26 protein-coding genes are annotated in these 19,402 nt (G+C 43.3%); 24 read left to right on the plus strand and 2 right to left on the minus strand.

Annotated elements, in window-relative coordinates; all coding sequences use genetic code 11:
* Positions 1–11 precede the first annotated feature (11 nt).
* Positions 12–488 (plus strand): DUF2280 domain-containing protein, encoded by a 477-nt coding sequence (locus KZA12_RS02585; RefSeq protein WP_218689098.1) that lies wholly within the window; start codon positions 12–14, stop codon positions 486–488.
* A 98-nt stretch (positions 489–586) separates the two neighbouring features.
* On the opposite strand, the gene KZA12_RS02590 is transcribed toward KZA12_RS02585, so the two are convergent.
* On the minus strand, positions 587–1,420 hold the full coding sequence (locus tag KZA12_RS02590) for an HNH endonuclease (protein ID WP_218689181.1): 834 nt from the start codon (positions 1,418–1,420) through the stop codon (positions 587–589).
* Positions 1,421–1,494: 74 nt separating this feature from the next.
* Here KZA12_RS02590 and KZA12_RS02595 point away from each other — a divergent pair, with 74 nt between their 5' ends.
* The 23 genes from KZA12_RS02595 (at position 1,495) to KZA12_RS02705 (ending at position 18,988) form a co-directional block, all read left to right on the plus strand.
* Complete coding sequence (locus tag KZA12_RS02595; RefSeq protein WP_256932800.1) at positions 1,495–2,748, plus strand: terminase large subunit domain-containing protein; 1,254 nt, start codon at positions 1,495–1,497, stop codon at positions 2,746–2,748.
* Between the two features lies 1 nt (position 2,749).
* Positions 2,750–4,213: a DUF4055 domain-containing protein gene (locus KZA12_RS02600; protein ID WP_218689099.1), complete on the plus strand. Its 1,464-nt coding sequence runs from the start codon at positions 2,750–2,752 to the stop codon at positions 4,211–4,213.
* A 12-nt stretch (positions 4,214–4,225) separates the two neighbouring features.
* On the plus strand, positions 4,226–4,504 hold the full coding sequence (locus KZA12_RS02605) for a hypothetical protein (protein WP_218689100.1): 279 nt from the start codon (positions 4,226–4,228) through the stop codon (positions 4,502–4,504).
* Between the two features lie 13 nt (positions 4,505–4,517).
* Positions 4,518–5,588, plus strand: a complete 1,071-nt coding sequence (locus tag KZA12_RS02610) for a phage minor head protein (RefSeq protein WP_218689101.1) — start codon at positions 4,518–4,520, stop codon at positions 5,586–5,588.
* Positions 5,585–5,854 (plus strand): type II toxin-antitoxin system HicB family antitoxin, encoded by a 270-nt coding sequence (locus tag KZA12_RS02615; RefSeq protein ID WP_218689102.1) that lies wholly within the window; start codon positions 5,585–5,587, stop codon positions 5,852–5,854. The genes KZA12_RS02610 and KZA12_RS02615 overlap by 4 nt, the downstream gene beginning before the upstream one ends.
* A gap of 111 nt (positions 5,855–5,965) precedes the next feature.
* Complete coding sequence (locus tag KZA12_RS02620; protein ID WP_218689103.1) at positions 5,966–6,679, plus strand: hypothetical protein; 714 nt, start codon at positions 5,966–5,968, stop codon at positions 6,677–6,679.
* 9 nt (positions 6,680–6,688) lie between these two features.
* Positions 6,689–7,645, plus strand: coding sequence for a major capsid protein (locus KZA12_RS02625; RefSeq protein WP_218689104.1), 957 nt, complete (start codon positions 6,689–6,691; stop codon positions 7,643–7,645).
* Positions 7,646–7,708: 63 nt separating this feature from the next.
* Positions 7,709–8,209 (plus strand): hypothetical protein, encoded by a 501-nt coding sequence (locus tag KZA12_RS02630; RefSeq protein WP_218689105.1) that lies wholly within the window; start codon positions 7,709–7,711, stop codon positions 8,207–8,209.
* Positions 8,210–8,287: 78 nt separating this feature from the next.
* Positions 8,288–8,605 (plus strand): Gp49 family protein, encoded by a 318-nt coding sequence (locus tag KZA12_RS02635; RefSeq protein WP_218689106.1) that lies wholly within the window; start codon positions 8,288–8,290, stop codon positions 8,603–8,605.
* An 11-nt stretch (positions 8,606–8,616) separates the two neighbouring features.
* A complete protein-coding gene (locus tag KZA12_RS02640) occupies positions 8,617–9,000 on the plus strand; it encodes a hypothetical protein (protein ID WP_256932783.1) in 384 nt (127 codons plus the stop codon).
* The gene (locus tag KZA12_RS02645; protein WP_218689107.1) at positions 9,000–9,374 is read left to right on the plus strand and encodes a glutamate 5-kinase; all 375 of its coding nucleotides are present in this window, start codon (positions 9,000–9,002) and stop codon (positions 9,372–9,374) included. Before KZA12_RS02640 ends, KZA12_RS02645 begins: the two co-directional genes overlap by 1 nt.
* Before the next feature lie 13 nt (positions 9,375–9,387).
* A complete protein-coding gene (locus KZA12_RS02650) occupies positions 9,388–9,609 on the plus strand; it encodes a hypothetical protein (protein WP_218689108.1) in 222 nt (73 codons plus the stop codon).
* Positions 9,602–9,967, plus strand: a complete 366-nt coding sequence (locus KZA12_RS02655; protein WP_218689109.1) for an HK97 gp10 family phage protein — start codon at positions 9,602–9,604, stop codon at positions 9,965–9,967. The genes KZA12_RS02650 and KZA12_RS02655 overlap by 8 nt, the downstream gene beginning before the upstream one ends.
* A 29-nt stretch (positions 9,968–9,996) precedes the next feature.
* Positions 9,997–10,197 (plus strand): hypothetical protein, encoded by a 201-nt coding sequence (locus KZA12_RS02660; protein WP_218689110.1) that lies wholly within the window; start codon positions 9,997–9,999, stop codon positions 10,195–10,197.
* Between the two features lie 399 nt (positions 10,198–10,596).
* On the plus strand, positions 10,597–11,097 hold the full coding sequence (locus KZA12_RS02665) for a phage tail terminator-like protein (protein WP_218689111.1): 501 nt from the start codon (positions 10,597–10,599) through the stop codon (positions 11,095–11,097).
* 138 nt (positions 11,098–11,235) lie between these two features.
* A complete protein-coding gene (locus tag KZA12_RS02670; protein WP_218689112.1) occupies positions 11,236–11,736 on the plus strand; it encodes a Rha family transcriptional regulator in 501 nt (166 codons plus the stop codon).
* A 91-nt stretch (positions 11,737–11,827) separates the two neighbouring features.
* Positions 11,828–12,751 carry a phage tail tube protein gene (locus KZA12_RS02675; RefSeq protein WP_218689113.1) on the plus strand — a complete coding sequence of 308 codons (924 nt, stop codon included), beginning with the start codon at positions 11,828–11,830 and terminating at the stop codon, positions 12,749–12,751.
* A gap of 13 nt (positions 12,752–12,764) precedes the next feature.
* Positions 12,765–13,259, plus strand: coding sequence for a hypothetical protein (locus KZA12_RS02680; RefSeq protein WP_218689114.1), 495 nt, complete (start codon positions 12,765–12,767; stop codon positions 13,257–13,259).
* Positions 13,260–13,300: 41 nt separating this feature from the next.
* Entirely contained in the window at positions 13,301–13,531 is a 231-nt protein-coding gene (locus KZA12_RS02685) for a hypothetical protein (protein WP_218689115.1), read from the plus strand.
* 450 nt (positions 13,532–13,981) lie between these two features.
* Positions 13,982–14,467, plus strand: coding sequence for an Ltp family lipoprotein (locus tag KZA12_RS02690; protein ID WP_218689116.1), 486 nt, complete (start codon positions 13,982–13,984; stop codon positions 14,465–14,467).
* A gap of 43 nt (positions 14,468–14,510) precedes the next feature.
* A complete protein-coding gene (locus tag KZA12_RS02695) occupies positions 14,511–15,005 on the plus strand; it encodes a hypothetical protein (protein WP_218689117.1) in 495 nt (164 codons plus the stop codon).
* A 79-nt stretch (positions 15,006–15,084) separates the two neighbouring features.
* On the plus strand, positions 15,085–18,816 hold the full coding sequence (locus KZA12_RS02700) for a phage tail tape measure protein (RefSeq protein WP_218689118.1): 3,732 nt from the start codon (positions 15,085–15,087) through the stop codon (positions 18,814–18,816).
* Complete coding sequence (locus tag KZA12_RS02705) at positions 18,809–18,988, plus strand: hypothetical protein (protein ID WP_218689119.1); 180 nt, start codon at positions 18,809–18,811, stop codon at positions 18,986–18,988. Before KZA12_RS02700 ends, KZA12_RS02705 begins: the two co-directional genes overlap by 8 nt.
* Here the strand turns inward: KZA12_RS02705 and KZA12_RS02710 are convergent.
* The gene (locus tag KZA12_RS02710; RefSeq protein WP_218689120.1) at positions 18,983–19,369 is read right to left on the minus strand and encodes a hypothetical protein; all 387 of its coding nucleotides are present in this window, start codon (positions 19,367–19,369) and stop codon (positions 18,983–18,985) included. The genes KZA12_RS02705 and KZA12_RS02710 overlap by 6 nt on opposite strands.
* Between the last annotated feature and the right edge of the window lie 33 nt (positions 19,370–19,402).

The following is a 19,402-nucleotide window of genomic DNA, read 5'->3' on the forward strand; positions in this document are numbered from 1 at the left end:
AAAGGATAGATATGGCAACTCTCAACAATGGGGTTAAGGCCTTTATTGTACAAGGGCTTGCTACTTATATGACCCCCTCGGAAGTAGCGGAAGCTGTAAACAAAGAATTTGAGATTGTCGTAACGCGTCAGCAGGTGTCGAAATACAACCCGAATGCAGCAGCCGGTATTAATTTAGCGCAAAAATGGAAAGATTTATTTAATAAGTTTCGAGACGATTTTAATAATGATCTTCAGGCGATCCCTATTGCTAACAAAGCGTATCGATTGAACATGCTTAATCGTATGGCTCGTGATGCAGAGAAGTCAAAGAATAGACCATTGGCAGCAGCATTAGCGGAACAGGCAGCCAAGGAAATGGGCGATATTTATGTTAATCGCAATAGCAATGACAAAGGCATGGGTAGTGGCGACACTGTTCAGCCAGTAAGTATTAATATTGAGGTGAAAGATGGGCGTAAACCCGAGTCTGACCATACCTCAAGCTAGATTTATCAAGATGCCGCAAAAGTTTAGAGGATACGTGGGTGGGTTCGGGTGTGTGCAAGGTGACACACTGATAGCCACCGAGCACGGATTGATGAAAGCTAGAGAGATAACGCAGCCAATGCGTGTTCTATCTTGGAGTGAGAGGAATAATCGATTTGAGCTTTCTCTAAGTGGCGGTGCGTATGTGAAAGGTAAGGCGCGTCTTTACCGAGTTTCAACATCGCAAGGAGAATTTGTTGCAAGCGGACATCACCGCGTGCTTTGCGCTCAGAATAGCTATCAACGAGTGGATGCTCTTTGCGTTGGTGATAAGGTACAGTCATCTTGTCCCATCCAGCATCAGACCAGTTTGGCACTTGTCCCGTTATCGTTGCACGCAAATGATGAGAGTTTGAATCAAAGACTCGCAAGTTCGATGGGTGATTATGCAAACGCAGCCCGTCTATATGGTCAACAACCTCTTCAAGAAGTAAATGCCGACCTAGCTTGTGCTCCATTATTAGGCGGTGCTCAAGAATTGAACCGTCCTTGCGTGCGTTTGGATGGTCAAGCGGCGCACGAACAGAAACATAACCATCGTTATCAACTGAACGTCCGTCAATGTAAAAGTGGTTTAGTTCGCCAGTTTGAGCGCCACGACCTAAGCGGTCAACGTTATGTATCTTTAGGACATTTTGCACATGCTTTGCTGAACAGCTCAGTTGCTCAGCGATTTGAGCAGATGAAAAAACGCCTTGTTTTGAACACTCAAGTATTTTTGCAGTTAGCGTATTTTCAGATTTCACAGGCTTCTTACGCTGCTTTAGGACAATGCCGTAACGTTCAATACAGTCATAAACCGAAGTGCGATTACAGCCAATTTTATCAGCAAGCTGTGTTACCGTTAAATCAGGTCGAGCAAGATTGCAAATCATCTTCTCTAAGTCAGTCATTGTATAGTTCCTCTATCAAAGCCATTGATGTAATTAGTATAACACAAATGGATGAGGAAGAAGCGTTTTATGACATGCAAGTGCTTGATAACAACAACTATGTTTCAGCTGATGGTGCTATTCATCATAACAGTGGCAAGACCTGGGCGGGGTGTGGCGATACTTGCAAGCATCATTATGAAAACCCACGAATAACAACCGGTTATTTTGCACCTACTTACCCACAGATACGCGACATCTTTTACCCAACAATTGAGGAATGCGCTTTTGATTGGGGCCTACGTGTTGACATAAAAGAATCCAATAAAGAGGTTCATTTCTTCAGTGGTAATCAGTATCGAGGCACAACAATTTGCCGATCAATGGACAACCCATCGTCTATCGTCGGCTTTAAAATTGGTCACGCCTTGGTCGATGAAATTGATGTAATGCATACAGAGAAAGCAAGACAGGCATGGCGCAAGATCATTGCTCGTATGCGCTATAAGGTTGAGGGATTAAAGAATGGTATTGCAGTTACGACTACACCAGAGGGCTTTAAGTTTACTTATGAGCAGTTTGTTAAAGAAGCTAACTCAAGCCCTGCTAAAGCAAAGCTGTACGGTCTTATTCAAGCGTCAACGTATGACAACGAGCTTAACTTGCCGCATGACTATATTGAATCGCTTAGAGAGTCATATCCAAAGCAATTAATTGAGGCTTACCTAAACGGACAATTTGTAAACTTGGCAAGCGGCGCTGTTTATCCTGAGTTTGATAGACGCCTCAATCACACTGATGCGGTATTGCAAGATGGTGAGGTCCTACATGTAGGTATGGATTTTAACGTACTTAAAATGGCAGCAGCTCTGTTTGTGATACGTGATGAATTGCCAATTGCTGTCGGTGAGCACACAGAGGTTAGAGATACGCCAACCATGGCAAAGCTGCTTGTTGATACTTACGCTGACAACCACAGCATCGTTATTTATCCCGATGCTTCAGGCCACAACACGTCATCAAAAGACAGTAACGAGTCTGATCACACTATCTTGCGTCAAGCAGGTCTTACGGTTTATGTGGATAGTGTAAACCCTGCTATCAAGTCACGCCTTAACGCTGTAAACGGCATGATATTAAATAGCAATGGTGAGAGACGGTTCTTGGTTAACACGCACTTATGTCCTGATATGACAGACGGCTTAGAGCAGCAAATATATGACAAACATGGCATGCCTGATAAAAAAAGTGGCGTTGACCATCTAAATGATGCGGTAGGCTATTTCATTAATCATAAATATCCTGTCGTTAAATCGCCAACTTCTTCCAATATCATAATGAGCTTCTAACATGCCAATTAATACAACACACCCACAGTATGACGAGCTTAGCCCTAGATGGCAGCGCATGACTGACGTATGCAACGGTGAAGATGTTATCAAGAAAGGCGGTGAGAAGTATTTGCCAATGCCTAACAAGGATATTCGCACAACCGAATCGTTAGCACGTTATGAGAATTACAAAGCCCGTGCTGTATTCGTTGAAGTAACAAAAGACACGCTAGATAAATATACCGGTCAGGCTTTTAAAGATGATCCGGTGCTCAACGTTGATAAGCGTCTTGATTATATGAAACGAGATGCTAACGGCGCTGGGTTATCTATCTACCAGTTAGCACAGAAGTGTTTTGAAGCTCAGTTAGAGCGTGGTAAGTTTGGTTTGTTTGTTGATTACCCAGCAGCTGAGGGTGAGGTTAGTGTAGCTGATATTGAGTCTAAGTCACTGCGACCCACAATCAATTACTACAAACCTGAATCAATCATTAACTGGCGTACCACTACAATCGGCGGTCAAACAGTTACCACGCTCATCGTATTGCAAGAGTATGTTTACGACACTGATCCAGAAGATATATTCTCTAGCAAGAAGATTGAGCAGTGGCGCTATCTTGGTTTAGATGAAAAAGGCTATTTTGTCGAAGTGTGGCGTAAAAATGATGACACGACTATCAAAGACGTTAGTTTTGTACTGCATGCACCACGAATCTACCCTACACGTAGCAAACAAGACAAGTGGAATCGGATTCCGTTTGTTATAGGCGGCTCAGATAGCAATGATTGGTGTGAGCAGAATATTCCACTTGAGTCGCTGGCTAAAATGAACCTCGCACATTATCGCAATAGTGCAGACTATGAAGGCAGTGTGTTTACTTGCGGTCAAGTACAGGCATGGATGAGCGGTGTATCTGAGCAGCGCATGAAATCACTTGAGGCACAAGGTATTCGTATCGGTGCCGGCTCAATGATCATGCTTGAGGAAAACGGCAAGTTCGGATTCGCACAAGCAGAGCCTAACAGTCTTGCAGGTGAGGCGATGGATAAGAAGTACGCCATCATGCAAGCTCTTGGGGCGAAATTGGCTGAGGGTAAAGATACCAAGCAGAAGACAGCCACGCAATCCAATCACGAATCAGGTGTTCAAAACTCGACTGCTAGTATGTGCATAGCAAACCTTAATGAAGCCATGCAGGACGCTATCCTATTCTGCTATGAGTACCTAGGTATTGAGTACAACCCTAAAGATGGTGATTATCTGTTCAGAGCCAATCAGGACTTTACGGCGCCAGTAGCAGACAGTGGATTGATGACGGCTATTGGTGGATGGGTGCAAGGTGGTTTAGCACCTAAATCAGTCGCTTACAACTATCAGCGCAAGTACAACCTGATTGACCCTGAACTCAAAGACGAGGAGATTGACGACATGATTGATTCAGAGCCGCTAAGTATGGTTGCTAATGCTGTTGACAACGAATAATGAGGATTGAGTATGGCTAAGTATCGTAAGAAAACAATAACTCGCGCACTGGTTGAGGTTTACGCGGTTGAGTGGCTTGCAACAAAACAAAGTTGGGATGAAGTGATGGCGCTTGGCGATGTGAGGTGGTCGCCTGTTAATTCTTTTGGCGCGTCGTCTTTCTATATTGACCAAGATGATGAAAAGATAGAGGTCAATAAAGGTGATTATGTCATCAAAGATGCTAGTGGTGTTTTTTACACGTGCGAACCGGATGTTTTCGCTAAGACTCATAGTTTGATAAGCGACTAGCTGGGCGGTCAAAATGAACGAGCAATATCTCAACCAAACAATCAGACGGCTAATTTATCTTGAAAGCCTAAAGCAATCTGAGATTAACAAGCTAACGCCTCACATTAAGGCGATTGATAAGCTGATCAAAGAAAAGTTAATCGGTGACGAGCTGACAGAGCTTACTATCAAGTCGTTTAATGGTTTGGTCACTGAGATTAAGCAAGGCGTACAAGCTGAGCTTACGGCTTATGCGAATACGTCTAAGGTGACATTGGTAGAAGCTGCTACTGATAGCTATCTTTATGAAGCTAAGAGCATTGACAAGGCGTTTGAGGGCTTTAAATTAGCGAGCGGTATCAAGTTGGCTGAGAAAGCAAAGGTACTTGAAAAACTGGTCAAGAACACGCCATTAGCTGTCAAAGGTAGCGAGGGCAAAACGGTCACTGACTTATTTAATGAGCTTGCTAATAATGAATCGAATAAGTACATCAATCATATTCGTTTAGCTAGGTATGAGGGCAAAACCAATCAACAGATAGTGCAGATGATACGAGGTACGCGCAAGAACGGCTATAAAGATGGCTTGATGGAAGTCACAAGCCGTCAAGCTAAAACGATTGTACGGACGACTGTGCAACATGCAGCAATGCAGGGTAAGGCTGAGTTTGCTCGAGATAATGAGGATATTATCAAGGGTGAGCAGTGGTTATCGACGCTCGATGGACGTACCAGTAGTCAATGTCGCTCATTGGATCAGCAAATATTTGAGATAGGAAAGGGCCCAAGACCGCCACTTCATCATAATTGCCGCAGTACAGTCTTGATTGTGCTCAAAGACGAATATGCAGGTCGTGGCAACATCAATCAGCGAGCCAGTAAAGACGGCTTAGTTGAAAATCAAACGTACTATGAGTGGCTAAACAAGCAGCCGAAAGAGTTTCAAGATGATGTACTAGGTGAAACTAGGGGCAAGTTACTACGCTCAGGCGGTTTGAGTTCTGACAAGTTCGCACAGTTACAGCTAGATAAAAACTTTAAGCCGTTGACGCTTGATGAGATGAGAGAGCGTGAGCCATTGGCATTTAAAAAGGCGGGATTATGATTTATTACGCACAGTTTGAAGATACAACAACAGAGCATGAAGTGATTGATGGTGACGGTGGTTATGAACTCGTTAAGGGCAATGAGGGCTTTGTCGTAACTTTCCGTGATGTACCAGAGGCGATAACGCAAGGTAGAAACTTTGTTGAAGCTATTGATATGGCGCAAGACGCATTACGCACAGCTATGGAGTTTTACGATGAGCGAGGTGAAGATTATCCAAAACCAAGCGAGCCACAGCAAGGCGATGTAGCAATCAATCTATAGCTATTAATTTTATTCAAACAACAACCTCACTAGAAATAGTGGGGTTTTTTATTATCCGCAATCCGTGATTGCATAACTCGCTCAGTGAGCACAATTAAGAGGCAGAGCCTTATGGCATTAGCATTATCTTTAAACGCAGACGGACATGGTGAGTTAGACCCTACGCTGCAATCGCTTTACATTCAGCAAGACGATGGTAATTATCGACTAGACGCAGAGTTTCCAGACAATGAGGGCTTGAAACGCAAAGCCGAGGAACTGCTGGGCGAAACTAAAATTGAACGTGAGAAGCGCAAGGCGGCTGAGGATAGAGCTAACGCTTTAGAAGCTGCGCAGCAAAAGGCTGATGATGATGCAGCCCGGGCCAATGGCGATTTGGAAAGTCTTGAAAAGTCATACGAAGGTAAGATTAGTAAGATTAAAGACGAGTACGATAGCAAGGCCTCAACGCTAGAAAAGCAGATTTACGACTTAACGGTTGGTCAAACAGCAAACAATATAGCAAGCGAGCTATCGATCAAAGGCTCAGCTATCGCTTTACTACCTCACATCAAAAACAGATTAACGTTAGAACAAACGGATGATGGTCAACGCATACGTGTACTAGACATGCAGGGTAATAAAACTGCAATGACACTCGATGATCTCAAAGATGAATTTCGAGCCAATGATGCTTTTAAGCCGCTCATTGCTGGAAGTGGCGCGTCAGGTAGCGGAGCTAATGGCGCAAACAGCGGAGCTGGTGGTAATACAAGTGCACCAAAACGACTTGCAGATTGCAAGACACCCGAGCAAAAGAAATCTTGGCTCGCTCAAAACTCTTAAGGAACTAACATGGCTTTTGATTTAGAAATATTTAACCGACAAACACACGCTGTGATGGTTGAAACCATTGCGCAGCAAACTGATTTGTTTAATGAAAAATCGCAAGGCACTATCCAGCTGACACCAAAACCATTTGCTGGCGACTTCGATATTGAAGCATCGTTTAAACAGATTGGCGGTATGGTTCGCCGCCGTGATGTGAAAAACGGTCAAAACGCTATCGCATCTAAGCGTCTATCACAGCACACCAAAGCCGCTGTTAAAGTCGCCGCGGGTACGCCTGAATTACTATGGGAGCAAGCACAGTTCCGCTGGGTGCAACAAGATCCAGAGCAAGCAGCAATCATTATCGGTCAAGAACTGGGCGAAGCTCAAATTGCTGACATGCTGAACACTGGTATTCGTTGTGCTGTTGGTGCAATCGGTAGCAATACAGCAGCAGTGCAAGATTCTACTGCCGCTAAGATCGACTTTGTTGGTTTGACTACAGCAGCTCAAAAGTTTGGTGACCGCTCACAAGCTATTAAAGCATGGGTTATGCACTCAGGCGCACTGACTAACTTGTATCTTGATGCATTGGCTAACAATGAGCGTCTGTTTGAGTTCGATAATATTGCAGTCTATCGAGATCAGTTTGGACGCTTATTTGTAGTCACTGATGCACCAGACCTTATTTACGATGCAACAGGCGTGCGCTACAACACGTTAGGTTTGACCGAGGGCGGTATTGTTGTTAACGGTCAAGACGACTTCTACGCAACCGTCGTCGCTAAAACTGGTCAAGAAAACATTACCAATGCTTATCAAGCTGAATGGACCTATGCTGCATCGATCAAAGGCTACTCTTGGAAGACAACAGCAGGTGGTGCTAATCCAACGTCGACTGCGCTTGGCACTAGCACTAACTGGGAAATCTTTGCGGAGTCTGTTAAAAACACGGCTGGCGTATTGCTTAAAACTCAGTAGTAAAGTCTAGCTAAAGGGGCCTCTTTAAGGTGGCCCTACACTTTTGATAAAGGATAGTAATAAATGACCAGAGTATTGTATTTTACCGATGATTTTAGCCCCGAAAATATCTCCAAAGCCAAAGATGCTGGTGTGTTTATGCGTGATACTCGTGCCTATAATCCCGATGATTTTATTGAAACTTGTGATGCGGTTTGTGGTGATGTGCCAGACGGTTATAAATATCTGCCCACGCATGATATGACCGATATTGTTGGTGATGATCAGGTGCCGCCAATGCCACAACCTGCCACTTTGGCAGCGATCATGAAGGTGCTGACTAAAGCAGGTGTGCCTTATGCTGACGATGATAGCGAAGTGACTTTGCGCAAGCTATACGATGAACACAACCTCTACCCTAAAGACGTAGTGACTGGCATTGCCGGTAATGAAGTATTACCGCAAGCTGAGGCCCTTAGTATTGATGACATGAAAGCTGAAATGACCGCAGCTGGTCATGAGTACAACACTCGTTTGGGCGATGTAAAGATTACTGAAACCTATAACGAGTTCAAAGCTAAATAATAATCTAGGTATATAGTTACATGCGCTACTGTAAAGCGGCGCATGTTGCAATGTATTTAACTAATAGAGGATTAAGTGATGACAAGTAACACAGTAACCAAAGAGCACTTGGATAACTTGGTAGCTAAAAGCGATGTTGAGTATGCGGTTTTTGGCAACAAGCTAACGATTGCAGTAATCACATTGCCTAATAAATTTAAAGTTACAGGTGAGGCATCTTGTGTCGATGCTAATAACTTTGATAAAGCACTTGGCGAAAAGTACGCATTAGAAGCTGCCACTAAAAAACTATGGGAGCTTGAAGGTTATCTTTTAGCCACTGAATTACAGCGTCAAGCTGAATGGGATGCAACCCCCAGAGTGGGTAGCGGAAAGATTCCTTCTGAGAATAACTAAAAGGCGAAACCATGGACTACGTGACTACTCAAACCATAGCGACCTCGCTAGATGATGTTGATTGGGCTGCTACTGGTAATAGTAGTCAGGCGGTGCTACTCGCTAATGCTTGGCTCAATGAGAAGCGACTGATTGCTTTTGATGTTGTGCCTAACGCCGTACTTGCAGCAGGTGCTTATATCGCTCAAGAGGTGATTGCTGGGAAATTACATCAAGGTCGTAAAGACGGTATTGTTGTGTCAAAGAGTGTCAAGGCGGGACCAGTCACATCTAGCAAGACTTTTGCAGCTGGTGCAGATGGTCAAGCAATAAGTGCTGGCGAACAAATGGCACTGGCTTTGATTGCGCCTTATATCCATTCATCGCCACTGGTTGTACCACTAGGGAGGTTTTAATGAGCTTAAGAGGTGAATTACAGGCTGACCTAGCCGAGGCGTTTGACGATGACCTTGCTGACGCTATGACGGCTATTGTAGGCACAAGAACAACAGCGAGTGATACCGATAGTAGTATTGATGACTGGATGAATCCACCAAGTGAGCCAACAACTAGCACACTCACCTATACTGGCCGTGGCGTATTCGACAGCTATACGACTTATGAGCTTGATAGCGATATTATCAATGTGACAGACGTTAAGCTGATTTGCTTGCAGAATGAGATTACAGCAGAGCCGATAGCAGATGACAAGATTAACGGCTATAGCGTTGTGAGGGTTAGCAAAGACCCTGCTGATGCGACTTATGAGATTCAATTAAGGCAGGTGTGATATGGTTCAAGTAATGAAATTAAGCATCAAGAAAGTGCCGGCCGCTAATGGCGCTATTGGCATTCAGACTTTGGCAGATGGTAAGCCTTATCACGAGCAGGTTGATTCATCGCGTGATTGGGATAACAACGGCTATCATGTTATTCGACAAGACAGCGGAGAGCCAGTCGTCATCATAAACGGCGGCATTGATAAAAATGGTGTGATGCAACTACGTGAGGGATGGGATGGCTAAGTGGACACGCGCACCGTTCTTGTTTGCTGATGACATTATGCAAGACGCGCACAAGTTGCAGCGAGGCATGGCTATAACGGTGCTGAATAACTTACAGTTGATTAGTCCAGTTTTAAGCGGGCGCTATAGAGCAAACCATATAGTAAGCTTTGGCAGTCCCGATATGCGCTACACAGACAACAAAGACGGCATGAGCTTGGCGTTTAGTGCTATCAATGGCTTAACGCCTAGCGCCTTACCAGTAGTTTATATTCAGAACAATTTGCCATACGCTCAAGCGTTGGAAGATGGTCACTCAAAGCAAGCCATGAATATTTATGCGCTATCTTATGAAAGTATGGTAGCAGCCTACACATGATATAATAAACTCAAAACAAGGGGTTTGTTATGGATATTAAAGAGCTGCAAGCAAGGCGTGATAAGTTAGAGCGTGACTTATACGCAGCTAACTCAAAGCTAATCAGTAAATTTCAAGATGAAACTGGCGTTGATGTTAGTAGCGTTAATATTTGGCTGTCACGACTTGAGACTATAGGTGCGCCTGATAGACACATTATCACTAACGCTAGTGTCGATATTGAGGTGTAATAAAGGCTGAACAAACAGCCCTAATTTAAGGGCTTTTTTATTGCCTAAATAAAGGTGACTTATGAGAAAGCTCTTTTTGTTCTTTGTTTTAGATCACTACATAACGCGCATTAAAGCAAAACACAAAGCGGCTTACGATAAGCTATCACTAGACGTAAAAGTAAAAGAGGCTAACAACAATGAATAATGTGATTATGTATATTGTTACCTACATACTGATTTTATCCGCGATAGCTCTTACCATAGGGCTTGCTTTCGTGTTGATTGTAAGTCGGTCAAAAGTCGTTAGGGATAGGGTTTTCAATAAAGAGCTAAACGATATGACCAAGCGAATTGAAGAACGCTACAAACTTAACGGCAAAGCCACTAATCACAAAATAGACCTATAGGTGGCTAACGATGAATAGCGAGCTAATCGAAGGGCTAATACTTGCTCGAATGAAGCAGTGGGGCGATATTGTAGACTTGGGTGCGGTGCTGATCTACAAGCAAACGGATAGCACAAAGTTCACAGACAAAGATTACCGTGTTAGAGCTAATAAGATGTTTTATTTCGACAACAAAGTAAACGACCTCAAACGACTTGCATTGGATAATGTAAACTTTAAAACGCCCGCTGACGGCCTTTGGTATCGACTGACTATTCAGCATGGCATCAACTTAATGGTAGGCATGGCAGATAAGCCTTGCACCCGTGAGCTTGGCGCTGTGGTTGTACAGATATTCTACCCTAGTAATAAAGTCACTAGACCGGCTAAGATAATAGCTGACAGTTTAGGGTCACACTTTCAGTATTACTCGATAGACAAGCTTGAGTTTATGACTGCATCACTGATCAACGTGCCAGAGCGTGAGAACGGCTATCAGATTAATGTACGGATTCCTTACAGATACAACTAAACAAATTAAAAATATAAGCCGCCTTAATTGAGCGGTTTTTTTATACCTAAATTTTATGCTTTGGGGCTGACGATGTTCTCTACCTTCGGTTGTCGGCCCCTCCTTTTTTGAAGGTAGAAACCATGAGAATAGAGACTTATGAGTGACTTAGTGATTATTGAAAACAATCAGACATTCACAACCAGCCTTGCGATAGCAGAAGGAATGAACGTCGAGCATCGAGCAATACTGCAACTGATCAGAAAGTATCAAGATGATTTTGAAGATGAGAACTTGATAGCATTTCAAATGCGACCAAGATCGGAAGGTCAGTGGGGTGGTGGTGATATGAATGTTGCTATATTGGATGAGTATCAAGCAGCGCTACTACTCACATACATGAGAAATACAGCTAAAGTCCGCCTATTCAAGCAGGCTTTGGTTAAAGCGTTTTTCAAAGCTCGCGATCTATTAATGACTGGTCAGATGGGATTGCTGCAAAAACATGCAATTTTGACATTGGCGCTAGGCAATGAAAAACAGGTGGCAAGCGAGTGTGGCAAAGGCTTGTCGGACTGGAAGAAAAAACGAGACGGTTTACAGGCTGCCATAACCGATGTCGAACGGCAGATTCAACCCCAACTAACTAACCTTGAATAAGCCTTGCAATTAAGCAGGGCTTTTTTATTGCCAAAAAAACCAACGCCCACTCATGTAGTGGGTTTTTTAATGTTCAAAATTGGAGAATTATATGTCCTCAGGAAGTCGTGTTAAAACCGCATACGCCCCACAACCACTGTTAGCCACTACACCGGTAACCGGTTGGAAGGCGCTGCCTAACATCACTAATGGTTTGAACAACGCCACAACTTTGACTGATAGCGAGATGCTGAACGGCACTCGCATAAAATCAAGTGGAATGGTTACCAGTGGTGAGATTATGGGCGACATTGACGCTGAGTTAATGTATGGCACATATGACGACCTTATAGCCGCATCATTTTGGAATGATTGGACGGTTAAGTCTGGTGCAACGCCTAGCAAATTGGTAATTGGCGATATTCGTAAGATGTTTGCTTTTACTAAAGATTTTACAGATATTAATGCGTTCTACTTATTTAAAGGTGTTCATGTTAATAGCTTAAAGATTGACGTTGGCACGGATAGCATCGTTAAGGTCACCTTTGGCCTGATGGGTCTAGGTTACGAAGCATCTAAAACCGTATCGTTTGCAAAAACTCCGGCAGCGGCAGTTAGTACGGCCAAAGCTAGCGGCATGAGTATCGGCGATATTAAACATGATGGCACGAACATTGGTGTTTGTGTTGAAGCCTTTAGCTTTGAGATGGACAACCAGGCAGAGATCCAAAAGTGCCTAGGCAATAACCTTTATGGCGGTAACCTGTTTGCTATGATCGCTAACATCAGTGGCTCTATGACCATTGCGTTTAGTCAAAAGGCTTATGATATTTTAGAGCTACAGCGTACAGGTGGCACACTATCAATCGAGGTGCCAATCATGTTTAACGCAACTGATGGTTATACAATTACGATTCCAAAGGCACAGATCAGCGGCGATATCCCAAGTCCTTCAGGTAACGAGCTTGTAACGGCCGAAGTCAGTTACACAGTTGTTGACGAATCCCCTATTATCACTCGCTTAGCAGCGGCATAAGGAAGAATAGAAAATGGTATTTCAGATTAAAGATATTCAGACCTATAACCCTGTTGTGGTTAAGCGTAAATTTGAGAAGCTAGGCTTAGTTGCAGAGCTTGAGATTAGTGACACAGCTAGCTTCAACAGTGCACTTGAAAAGTTTCAAACTCAGTTTGTTAAGAATGCCAATCCTACAGAGGACGACTTCTTGGCTGAAAACAACCACGAAAAGTCACTGACCAATGAAAAGTTAATGATGATACTCTTAGGTGAGTACATGATTAAATCATGGAACGCTGACAAAGATGGTGTGCAGTTAGAGCCTAACTATCAAAACTTAAAATTGGTTACAGCTAACTATAAGAGCGACGAGGACTTGCTTGAGATAATGGCTGATTTGTTTGGCATAGCTCAAGAAATGCTGCAAGAGTTTAGAGAGAAATCTACAGCAAAGACGGCGGCGGCGGCAGCAACTAAAAAAAAGCCATTGAGGTCTTCGCCTGGCATCAAAAAAGCAGTGAAATAACCCCTAAGCGGTTAGAGATTTATAGGAGGCTTGGGCTTGAAGTGCCTGAGCCGCCTACATTCGATAGCGATATTCAATCAATCATAATCACATACCATTTGGTTGCTAGAGCACGTAAATACATCGAAAATAGAGCGCTACCCTTAACCGTTAGAGATATAACTGATGTGGTTGAAGCTCACCCAGTAGCACCACCTCGCAGTATGCTTGACCCAATTATCTTTGCTATTGATGATATTGTTTTAAGTGATCAGCGTAAGACTAAAGAATAATCAAATAACACATAAAGCAAAACCCCCAAGGGCAGCAACCTTTGGGGGTTTTTGTATTCACACCTAATCTCGGTAGGAGTAAATCATAAGTGAATTTTAACATAGATTTAAGCGATATTGGAGGTATTCCATTGATGAACATCGTAATTATCGGCATATTTATACTTATTGGAATATTAACGTACAGACTACCTGACATAGTTAAGATTTATCTTGAGCACAAACGAGACAGTCATTAAGTGCATTTATGATTGAGGTAAATAACGTGACACCTGAGAAGATTGTAAAAATACTATGGCAGGTCGCCATAATCTTGGGCTTATTTATATTTCTTTGGCGTCTGCCAATTCTTATTACTGCTATTAGATGGTGGTGAAGAAAGGCTAAATCAGATAGTTAAGTCGGCAACAATCGGTTATAGTTGGGTTTTTACTTGACTGGATAAAGATAATGAAAAAGATGTTTAAGTGGATTGCTATTATTCTTGTGGTGCTTTTTATCATTGGGCTTATTGCCGGTACAGACGACACAACAACTACAGGGCAGACCGCCGTGTCTAATGATGCGGCAGCTGAACCAGTAGCTTCTGAGACCGAGGTAGTCGCAGCGGTAGACAGCGGAATGACCAAGCAGCAGAAAAATGCAGTCAGGTCAGCTAAAAACTATATTAGTTTCGCAGGTTTTTCACGAGACGGTTTGATTAATCAATTATCATCTGATGCGGGCGATGGCTATAATATTGATGACGCTACTATTGCGGTTGATGGTATGGATATCGATTACAACGAGCAAGCAGGTAAGTCGGCTAGTAATTATATATCAATTCAAGGGTTTTCATGCGATGGCTTGATAACTCAGTTGTCATCGCCAGCAGGTGATAAATATACAAAAGAGCAGGCGGAATATGGTGCTAAATTAGCGGGCGCTTGCGATTAAAGGCTGCTAATATCTTATTTAATAAAAATATGAGCAAGTTGTCATGAAAAAAATCTTAAAATGGTTTCTAGTGTTTACGGCTGTGACGGTGCTTGGAGGTATAGTCGCGGCTATTTTTGAGACTGACGAGCAAGCAGCCGCTAGAGAGCTTGAGAATAAACAAGCCGAAGTGGCAGCGGCTCAAGTTAAGGCTGGAAAATTACAGGATAAAGCTGATAAGCAAGCGGCAAAAGATAAGGTTGTTTCAGATAAGAAAGAACAAGAGCGGAAGGCAGTCAAGACGCTTAGTGGTATTCCAAATCTTGGTGGCATGTCTGAGGCTGAGTTACTGACAGATTGCCAAGTCGATATACAGAATAAGCTGAACAATCCGCGCTCAATGGATATCATCCACAGCAATCTAAAGTACAAAAAAGAGCCTAATCATGAATTGTGGTTCCAATTTTATGTAAAAAATCAATTTAATGCTGAATCAAGACACACTGCAATGTGTGAGTTTGACAATGATGGCAATCTACTAAGCTCTAAGTTTGAATAATTAACACGTAATAATATAATTCTTTAAGCCTCTATTTATTTAGGGGCTTTTTTATTGCCTAAAATAAGGGGTCGCTGTCATGGCTGAAGCACAAGAAAGCCGTCTTAGTATCGTAATTGATACTAAAAATGCAGAGGAACGCATCAAGGAGCTACGCAAACAGTTGCGTGAATTAGGTGGCCAAGCTGATGATACCAGTGATGACTTAGGTGATTTAGGCGATAACGCTAATGGCGCGGGTAATGGTGCAGGTAATCTAACGAGTAATAGTGACAAAGCCAAAAAATCGCTTGATAGTCTGGGTAAGGCGGCAGCAATAGCCGGTGCAGCTTTAGTAGGCGCAATCGGCTTATCTGTCAAAAAAGCGATGGAGTTTGAGACAGCGATGGCAGAGGTCAACAAAACCGTTGACTTCTCCACTAACACAGGGCTTGCACAATTAAAAGGTGAGTTGATTGAGCTATCAAGGGTCATTCCTTTACCGTTTGAAGAGTTGGCAAGTATTGCGGCGGCAGGTGGTCAGGTCGGCGTTGCTGATACCAAGTTGCGAGGCTTCACTGAAACCATCGCTAAAATGGCAATCGCTTTCGATATTACTGCGAGCGAAACCGCGACCAGTATGGCTAAGATTGCTAGTAACTATCGAGTGCCGATTGAAGATGTTGGTAATCTTGGCGATGCAATTAACGCCTTGTCAAATAGCACAGCAGCCAATGCTGGTGAGATTATCGACTTTATGCTACGTGTCGGTGGTGCAGCCAAACAGCTAAATATCACAGGTGAGGCAGCCGCAGCAATGGGCGCTCAACTTGTGGATAGTGGTAAAACGGTAGAGGTAGCAGGTACAGCCGTATCTAAGGTATTGCAAACTATCGGCAACCAAGATGGGTGGGTTAAAGGTCAGATAGAAGCGTTTGATTCACTAGGATTGGCAACGGCTGAGTTTTCACAGCTTGCAGCTAAAGACGGTGTTGCAGCATTAGCACTAATACAAGAAAGGGTTAGTGAGCTTGCTAGTGATAAACAGATGGGTATGCTTGATGCCATGTTTGGTATCGCCGGTGTCCATGCGTCAGAGCTATTCCTAAACGCTGAAAGTTTAGCTGAAAAGCTAACGCTAGTTGGTGAGGGCGCAGAAAAAACAACAACGCATCTTGGCTCAATGGAAGAAGAATTTAGAAAAATGTCGGACACATCGGCAAACGCCATGCAGCTAACAAAGAACATGATGGATGCAGCTGTGGCTAGTATCGGTGAGGCGTTTTTACCAGTGCTGAATCAGTTGTTGCAAGACATAGCACCGGTTATCGACAAAATAACAGTATGGGCGCAGGCAAATCCTGAGCTAATTAGAACGATAGCTTTGGTATCAGGCGCACTTATCGGCTCTATCCTTAGTATAAAGTTATTTGTAGATGCTTTCTTAGGCGCTCAAGCAATGATAGGGGGTTTAAAGGCAGCATTTACTCTACTACTACCGGCAGTCAAAACAGCCTTTGCATTCCTAACGGGTAGTGTTGGTTTGCCTGTATTAGCGATTGCGGCACTAATAGCCGCCGGTGTGTTGTTATGGCAAAACTGGGATTTAGTAAAAGAAAAAGCCAGTGAGCTAAACGAATGGATAAAAAGCAAGTTTGGGTTATTACCTGAGCCTTTACAGCAAGCAGGGCGCGATATTGCTGAGATATTTAAATTCATTTGGAATACTGGTAAAGAATACTTAACCCTAATGAGTGAGCTTTACGCAGGTACATTTGAATCATTTGCAACTATAGCCACAGGCGCATTTCAAATCGTGTGGACTGTAATAAAAACAGCTTTTAGCGGTATCTTAAATACCATCAGTACTACGCTGCAAATAATCGCTGCGTTATTCAGTGGCGGCTTTGCGCTTATTAAAAATACAGTGTCAACGGTACTTGCTGTCATCAAGGCGGTTATATCAGGCGACTTTAAAGCGATACCCAGTATCATTGGTAATGGCCTAAAATCTGCTGCTGGTATTGTCGGTAACATGATGACTAACATCTTAAACATCATCAAGACAGCAGGGTCGAAGTTATTTAGTATCGGCAAGGATTTTATACAAGGCTTTACCAATGGTATTAAATCTATAGGATCAGGGGCAGCAAGTGCAGCATCAACCATAGTTGGTAACGCCATTGCAGCAGTCAGAAGACGGCAAGATAGTGCGTCACCATCTAAGGTTACAGATAAGCTAGGTAAAGACTTTGGTAAGGGTTATGAAAAAGGTATAAGAAGTAGGCGTAAAGCAGTCAAGTCAGAAGCGCAAAAACTAGCTGAGGGCGCAATTAAGGCTACTCAGGACGGCATACAAGCGCTTGAGCGTGAACTACGCTTATTCGGTAATACCAGCCCACTAGCGGCTCTTGATGATGATATAAAGCAAGGTAAGCTCTCAGGTGATACTGGGCGTTTGCGTAATCTAACTAGTGAGCTTGAGAGTAAAAAACAAGTCGCTGAGATTAATAGAGAGATCGCTGGTTACGGTAAGATTATTTATGACAACTCGATGCTTAACTCTAACGAGCTGACCAAAATATCTTACGAGCTTGATAACGCAAACGGCAAATACTTCTCAATTAATGAAGAAGCTAAAAAACTATTGCGTACTAATGCAGCAATGGCGGACGAGCAAAAGTTATTGGCATCAGCGACACAAGTACTATTGTCAGGCACACGTGAGCTTGCGTTGCTTGAAACTGATGGTAGTGCTTACTCGCAATTAGCTTACGACTTATACGATGCGTCTAACGCAATGTACGATCTAAGTGATGCTGTCAAAACTCAGATGCTAATACAGGCTGGTGCAATCGAACAAGCCAAGAAAAGCAAAGCTGCTAATGACAGCATTACAACGAGTCTTAACTCTATCCATAAAGAGCTTAGCTTGCGTGGTGATAATAGCGCTTTAGCTGAATTGATGTACGACTTAAATCAAACTGATAAATATGCTGGAGCAGCAGCCGACCAGTTCCAAAAGCTGGTCGATGCGGTTACTAAGCTTGACAACCTAAAGAGAGGTGATGCACTAACAAGCGTAATGGACGAGTTAGCACAAGAATCTCCACTAGACAAAATAGAAGCTGATTATCAAAGACGTTTAGAGGCTATCAACGACTATGAGAGCCAGTGGACTGACTTGCTTGGGGTGCATTCTGCTGAACGTACAGCTATCGAGCAATCCTACATGGACGCTAAGCAGCAGCTAATGCTAGGTCAGAGTGAGGCTATGTTTGGTGCGTTAGCGGGTATGGCAAAAGGGTTCTTAGGTGAGCAATCAGTCGTTTACCGCGGCCTTTACGCTCTTGAGAAAGCTTACACGCTATCAAGCGCTTTACTTGGCAGTAAAAAGGCAATCATGGACGCATGGGCTAATACACCAGGCGGTTTCTTTGCTAAGTCGTTCGCAGTCGGTAAAGTCGTTTTATCTACAAGCGCTATTACAAGCGCTATCGCTGGACTATCACCCAAAGGTTTTAAGCAAGGCGGTTACACTGGCAACATGGGTGTTAATCAAGTTGCAGGTCAAGTCCATGGCCAAGAGTATGTCTTTGATGCTCAGTCAACTAAGAACATCGGTGTCGATAACTTAAACGCTATGCGGAGTGGTAAGGCAGTCGGTGGCGGTGGTGATGTAAATATCAATGTTGTGGTCGATGCTAAAGGCAATGCTCAAGTATCGGGCGACAATGAAAAAATGGGGCGCGACATGGCCAACGGCATTAAAGCTGCTGTGCTTGATGTCATACGCAAAGAAAAACGTCAGGGAGGTTTGTTGTATGACTAAGTTAAATGTAAAAGTATTTGGTTTTAATGTCAGTGCTGAGATTAGCAAGGCGAAAACCAAAGATGAAATGAGCCGAGATATTGCGGAGTCAGTCAGAATGGTTGTAACTGAGCAAATGCGAAAAGAAAGCCGTCAAGGCGGCCTTCTTTATAAAGGTAGGGGTGACTTATGACACGGCAAAGTCAGCACGAAGCCAATCGATCAGATGGGAAAGCGCTTGCTCAACATGATCTTGCTCAGTGGCTTGAAGAAACACAGAATACATGTGACTTAAATTATTGCCGTAGAGTGTTACGCTCTGTCCCTCCCATGCCAAAAAAGGTTGGAGAGCTCTTGCAAAAACATCGCCTTGAGTAGATGAAACGTAGTTATAAAACAAGCTATCAATTTCGGTGAGATTAATGCTCGAGTAATCGTAACCTGGTCGAAACCCAAACTCAAAGCATGAGTACCAAGTGCTATCCCTAGTGTCTTGCTCGCATAGAATACCAAGCGTCATAACGCCGTTGTTATCGGAGTTCAGCAAGCCTATTCTCTTCCTTAGAATGGGCATGTTGTCTAACTCGTGAATTTCATTAAGACGTTC

Origin of the sequence: Psychrobacter sp. BF1 (assembly GCF_019279065.1) — a bacterium.
In the GTDB taxonomy this organism is placed as follows: domain Bacteria; phylum Pseudomonadota; class Gammaproteobacteria; order Pseudomonadales; family Moraxellaceae; genus Psychrobacter; species Psychrobacter urativorans.

Bases quoted from the DNA above. Each gene is read 5' to 3' on its own strand.
- KZA12_RS02585 (WP_218689098.1), top strand. From the start codon at position 12: ATGGCAACTCTCAACAATGGGGTTAAGGCCTTTATTGTACAAGGGCTT.
- KZA12_RS02590 (WP_218689181.1), bottom strand. From the start codon at position 1,420: ATGACTGACTTAGAGAAGATGATTTGCAATCTTGCTCGACCTGATTTA.
- KZA12_RS02595 (WP_256932800.1), top strand. From the start codon at position 1,495: ATGCAAGTGCTTGATAACAACAACTATGTTTCAGCTGATGGTGCTATT.
- KZA12_RS02600 (WP_218689099.1), top strand. From the start codon at position 2,750: ATGCCAATTAATACAACACACCCACAGTATGACGAGCTTAGCCCTAGA.
- KZA12_RS02605 (WP_218689100.1), top strand. From the start codon at position 4,226: ATGGCTAAGTATCGTAAGAAAACAATAACTCGCGCACTGGTTGAGGTT.
- KZA12_RS02610 (WP_218689101.1), top strand. From the start codon at position 4,518: ATGAACGAGCAATATCTCAACCAAACAATCAGACGGCTAATTTATCTT.
- KZA12_RS02615 (WP_218689102.1), top strand. From the start codon at position 5,585: ATGATTTATTACGCACAGTTTGAAGATACAACAACAGAGCATGAAGTG.
- KZA12_RS02620 (WP_218689103.1), top strand. From the start codon at position 5,966: ATGGCATTAGCATTATCTTTAAACGCAGACGGACATGGTGAGTTAGAC.
- KZA12_RS02625 (WP_218689104.1), top strand. From the start codon at position 6,689: ATGGCTTTTGATTTAGAAATATTTAACCGACAAACACACGCTGTGATG.
- KZA12_RS02630 (WP_218689105.1), top strand. From the start codon at position 7,709: ATGACCAGAGTATTGTATTTTACCGATGATTTTAGCCCCGAAAATATC.
- KZA12_RS02635 (WP_218689106.1), top strand. From the start codon at position 8,288: ATGACAAGTAACACAGTAACCAAAGAGCACTTGGATAACTTGGTAGCT.
- KZA12_RS02640 (WP_256932783.1), top strand. From the start codon at position 8,617: ATGGACTACGTGACTACTCAAACCATAGCGACCTCGCTAGATGATGTT.
- KZA12_RS02645 (WP_218689107.1), top strand. From the start codon at position 9,000: ATGAGCTTAAGAGGTGAATTACAGGCTGACCTAGCCGAGGCGTTTGAC.
- KZA12_RS02650 (WP_218689108.1), top strand. From the start codon at position 9,388: ATGAAATTAAGCATCAAGAAAGTGCCGGCCGCTAATGGCGCTATTGGC.
- KZA12_RS02655 (WP_218689109.1), top strand. From the start codon at position 9,602: ATGGCTAAGTGGACACGCGCACCGTTCTTGTTTGCTGATGACATTATG.
- KZA12_RS02660 (WP_218689110.1), top strand. From the start codon at position 9,997: ATGGATATTAAAGAGCTGCAAGCAAGGCGTGATAAGTTAGAGCGTGAC.
- KZA12_RS02665 (WP_218689111.1), top strand. From the start codon at position 10,597: ATGAATAGCGAGCTAATCGAAGGGCTAATACTTGCTCGAATGAAGCAG.
- KZA12_RS02670 (WP_218689112.1), top strand. From the start codon at position 11,236: ATGAGTGACTTAGTGATTATTGAAAACAATCAGACATTCACAACCAGC.
- KZA12_RS02675 (WP_218689113.1), top strand. From the start codon at position 11,828: ATGTCCTCAGGAAGTCGTGTTAAAACCGCATACGCCCCACAACCACTG.
- KZA12_RS02680 (WP_218689114.1), top strand. From the start codon at position 12,765: ATGGTATTTCAGATTAAAGATATTCAGACCTATAACCCTGTTGTGGTT.
- KZA12_RS02690 (WP_218689116.1), top strand. From the start codon at position 13,982: ATGAAAAAGATGTTTAAGTGGATTGCTATTATTCTTGTGGTGCTTTTT.
- KZA12_RS02695 (WP_218689117.1), top strand. From the start codon at position 14,511: ATGAAAAAAATCTTAAAATGGTTTCTAGTGTTTACGGCTGTGACGGTG.
- KZA12_RS02700 (WP_218689118.1), top strand. From the start codon at position 15,085: ATGGCTGAAGCACAAGAAAGCCGTCTTAGTATCGTAATTGATACTAAA.
- KZA12_RS02705 (WP_218689119.1), top strand. From the start codon at position 18,809: ATGACTAAGTTAAATGTAAAAGTATTTGGTTTTAATGTCAGTGCTGAG.
- KZA12_RS02710 (WP_218689120.1), bottom strand. From the start codon at position 19,369: ATGCCCATTCTAAGGAAGAGAATAGGCTTGCTGAACTCCGATAACAAC.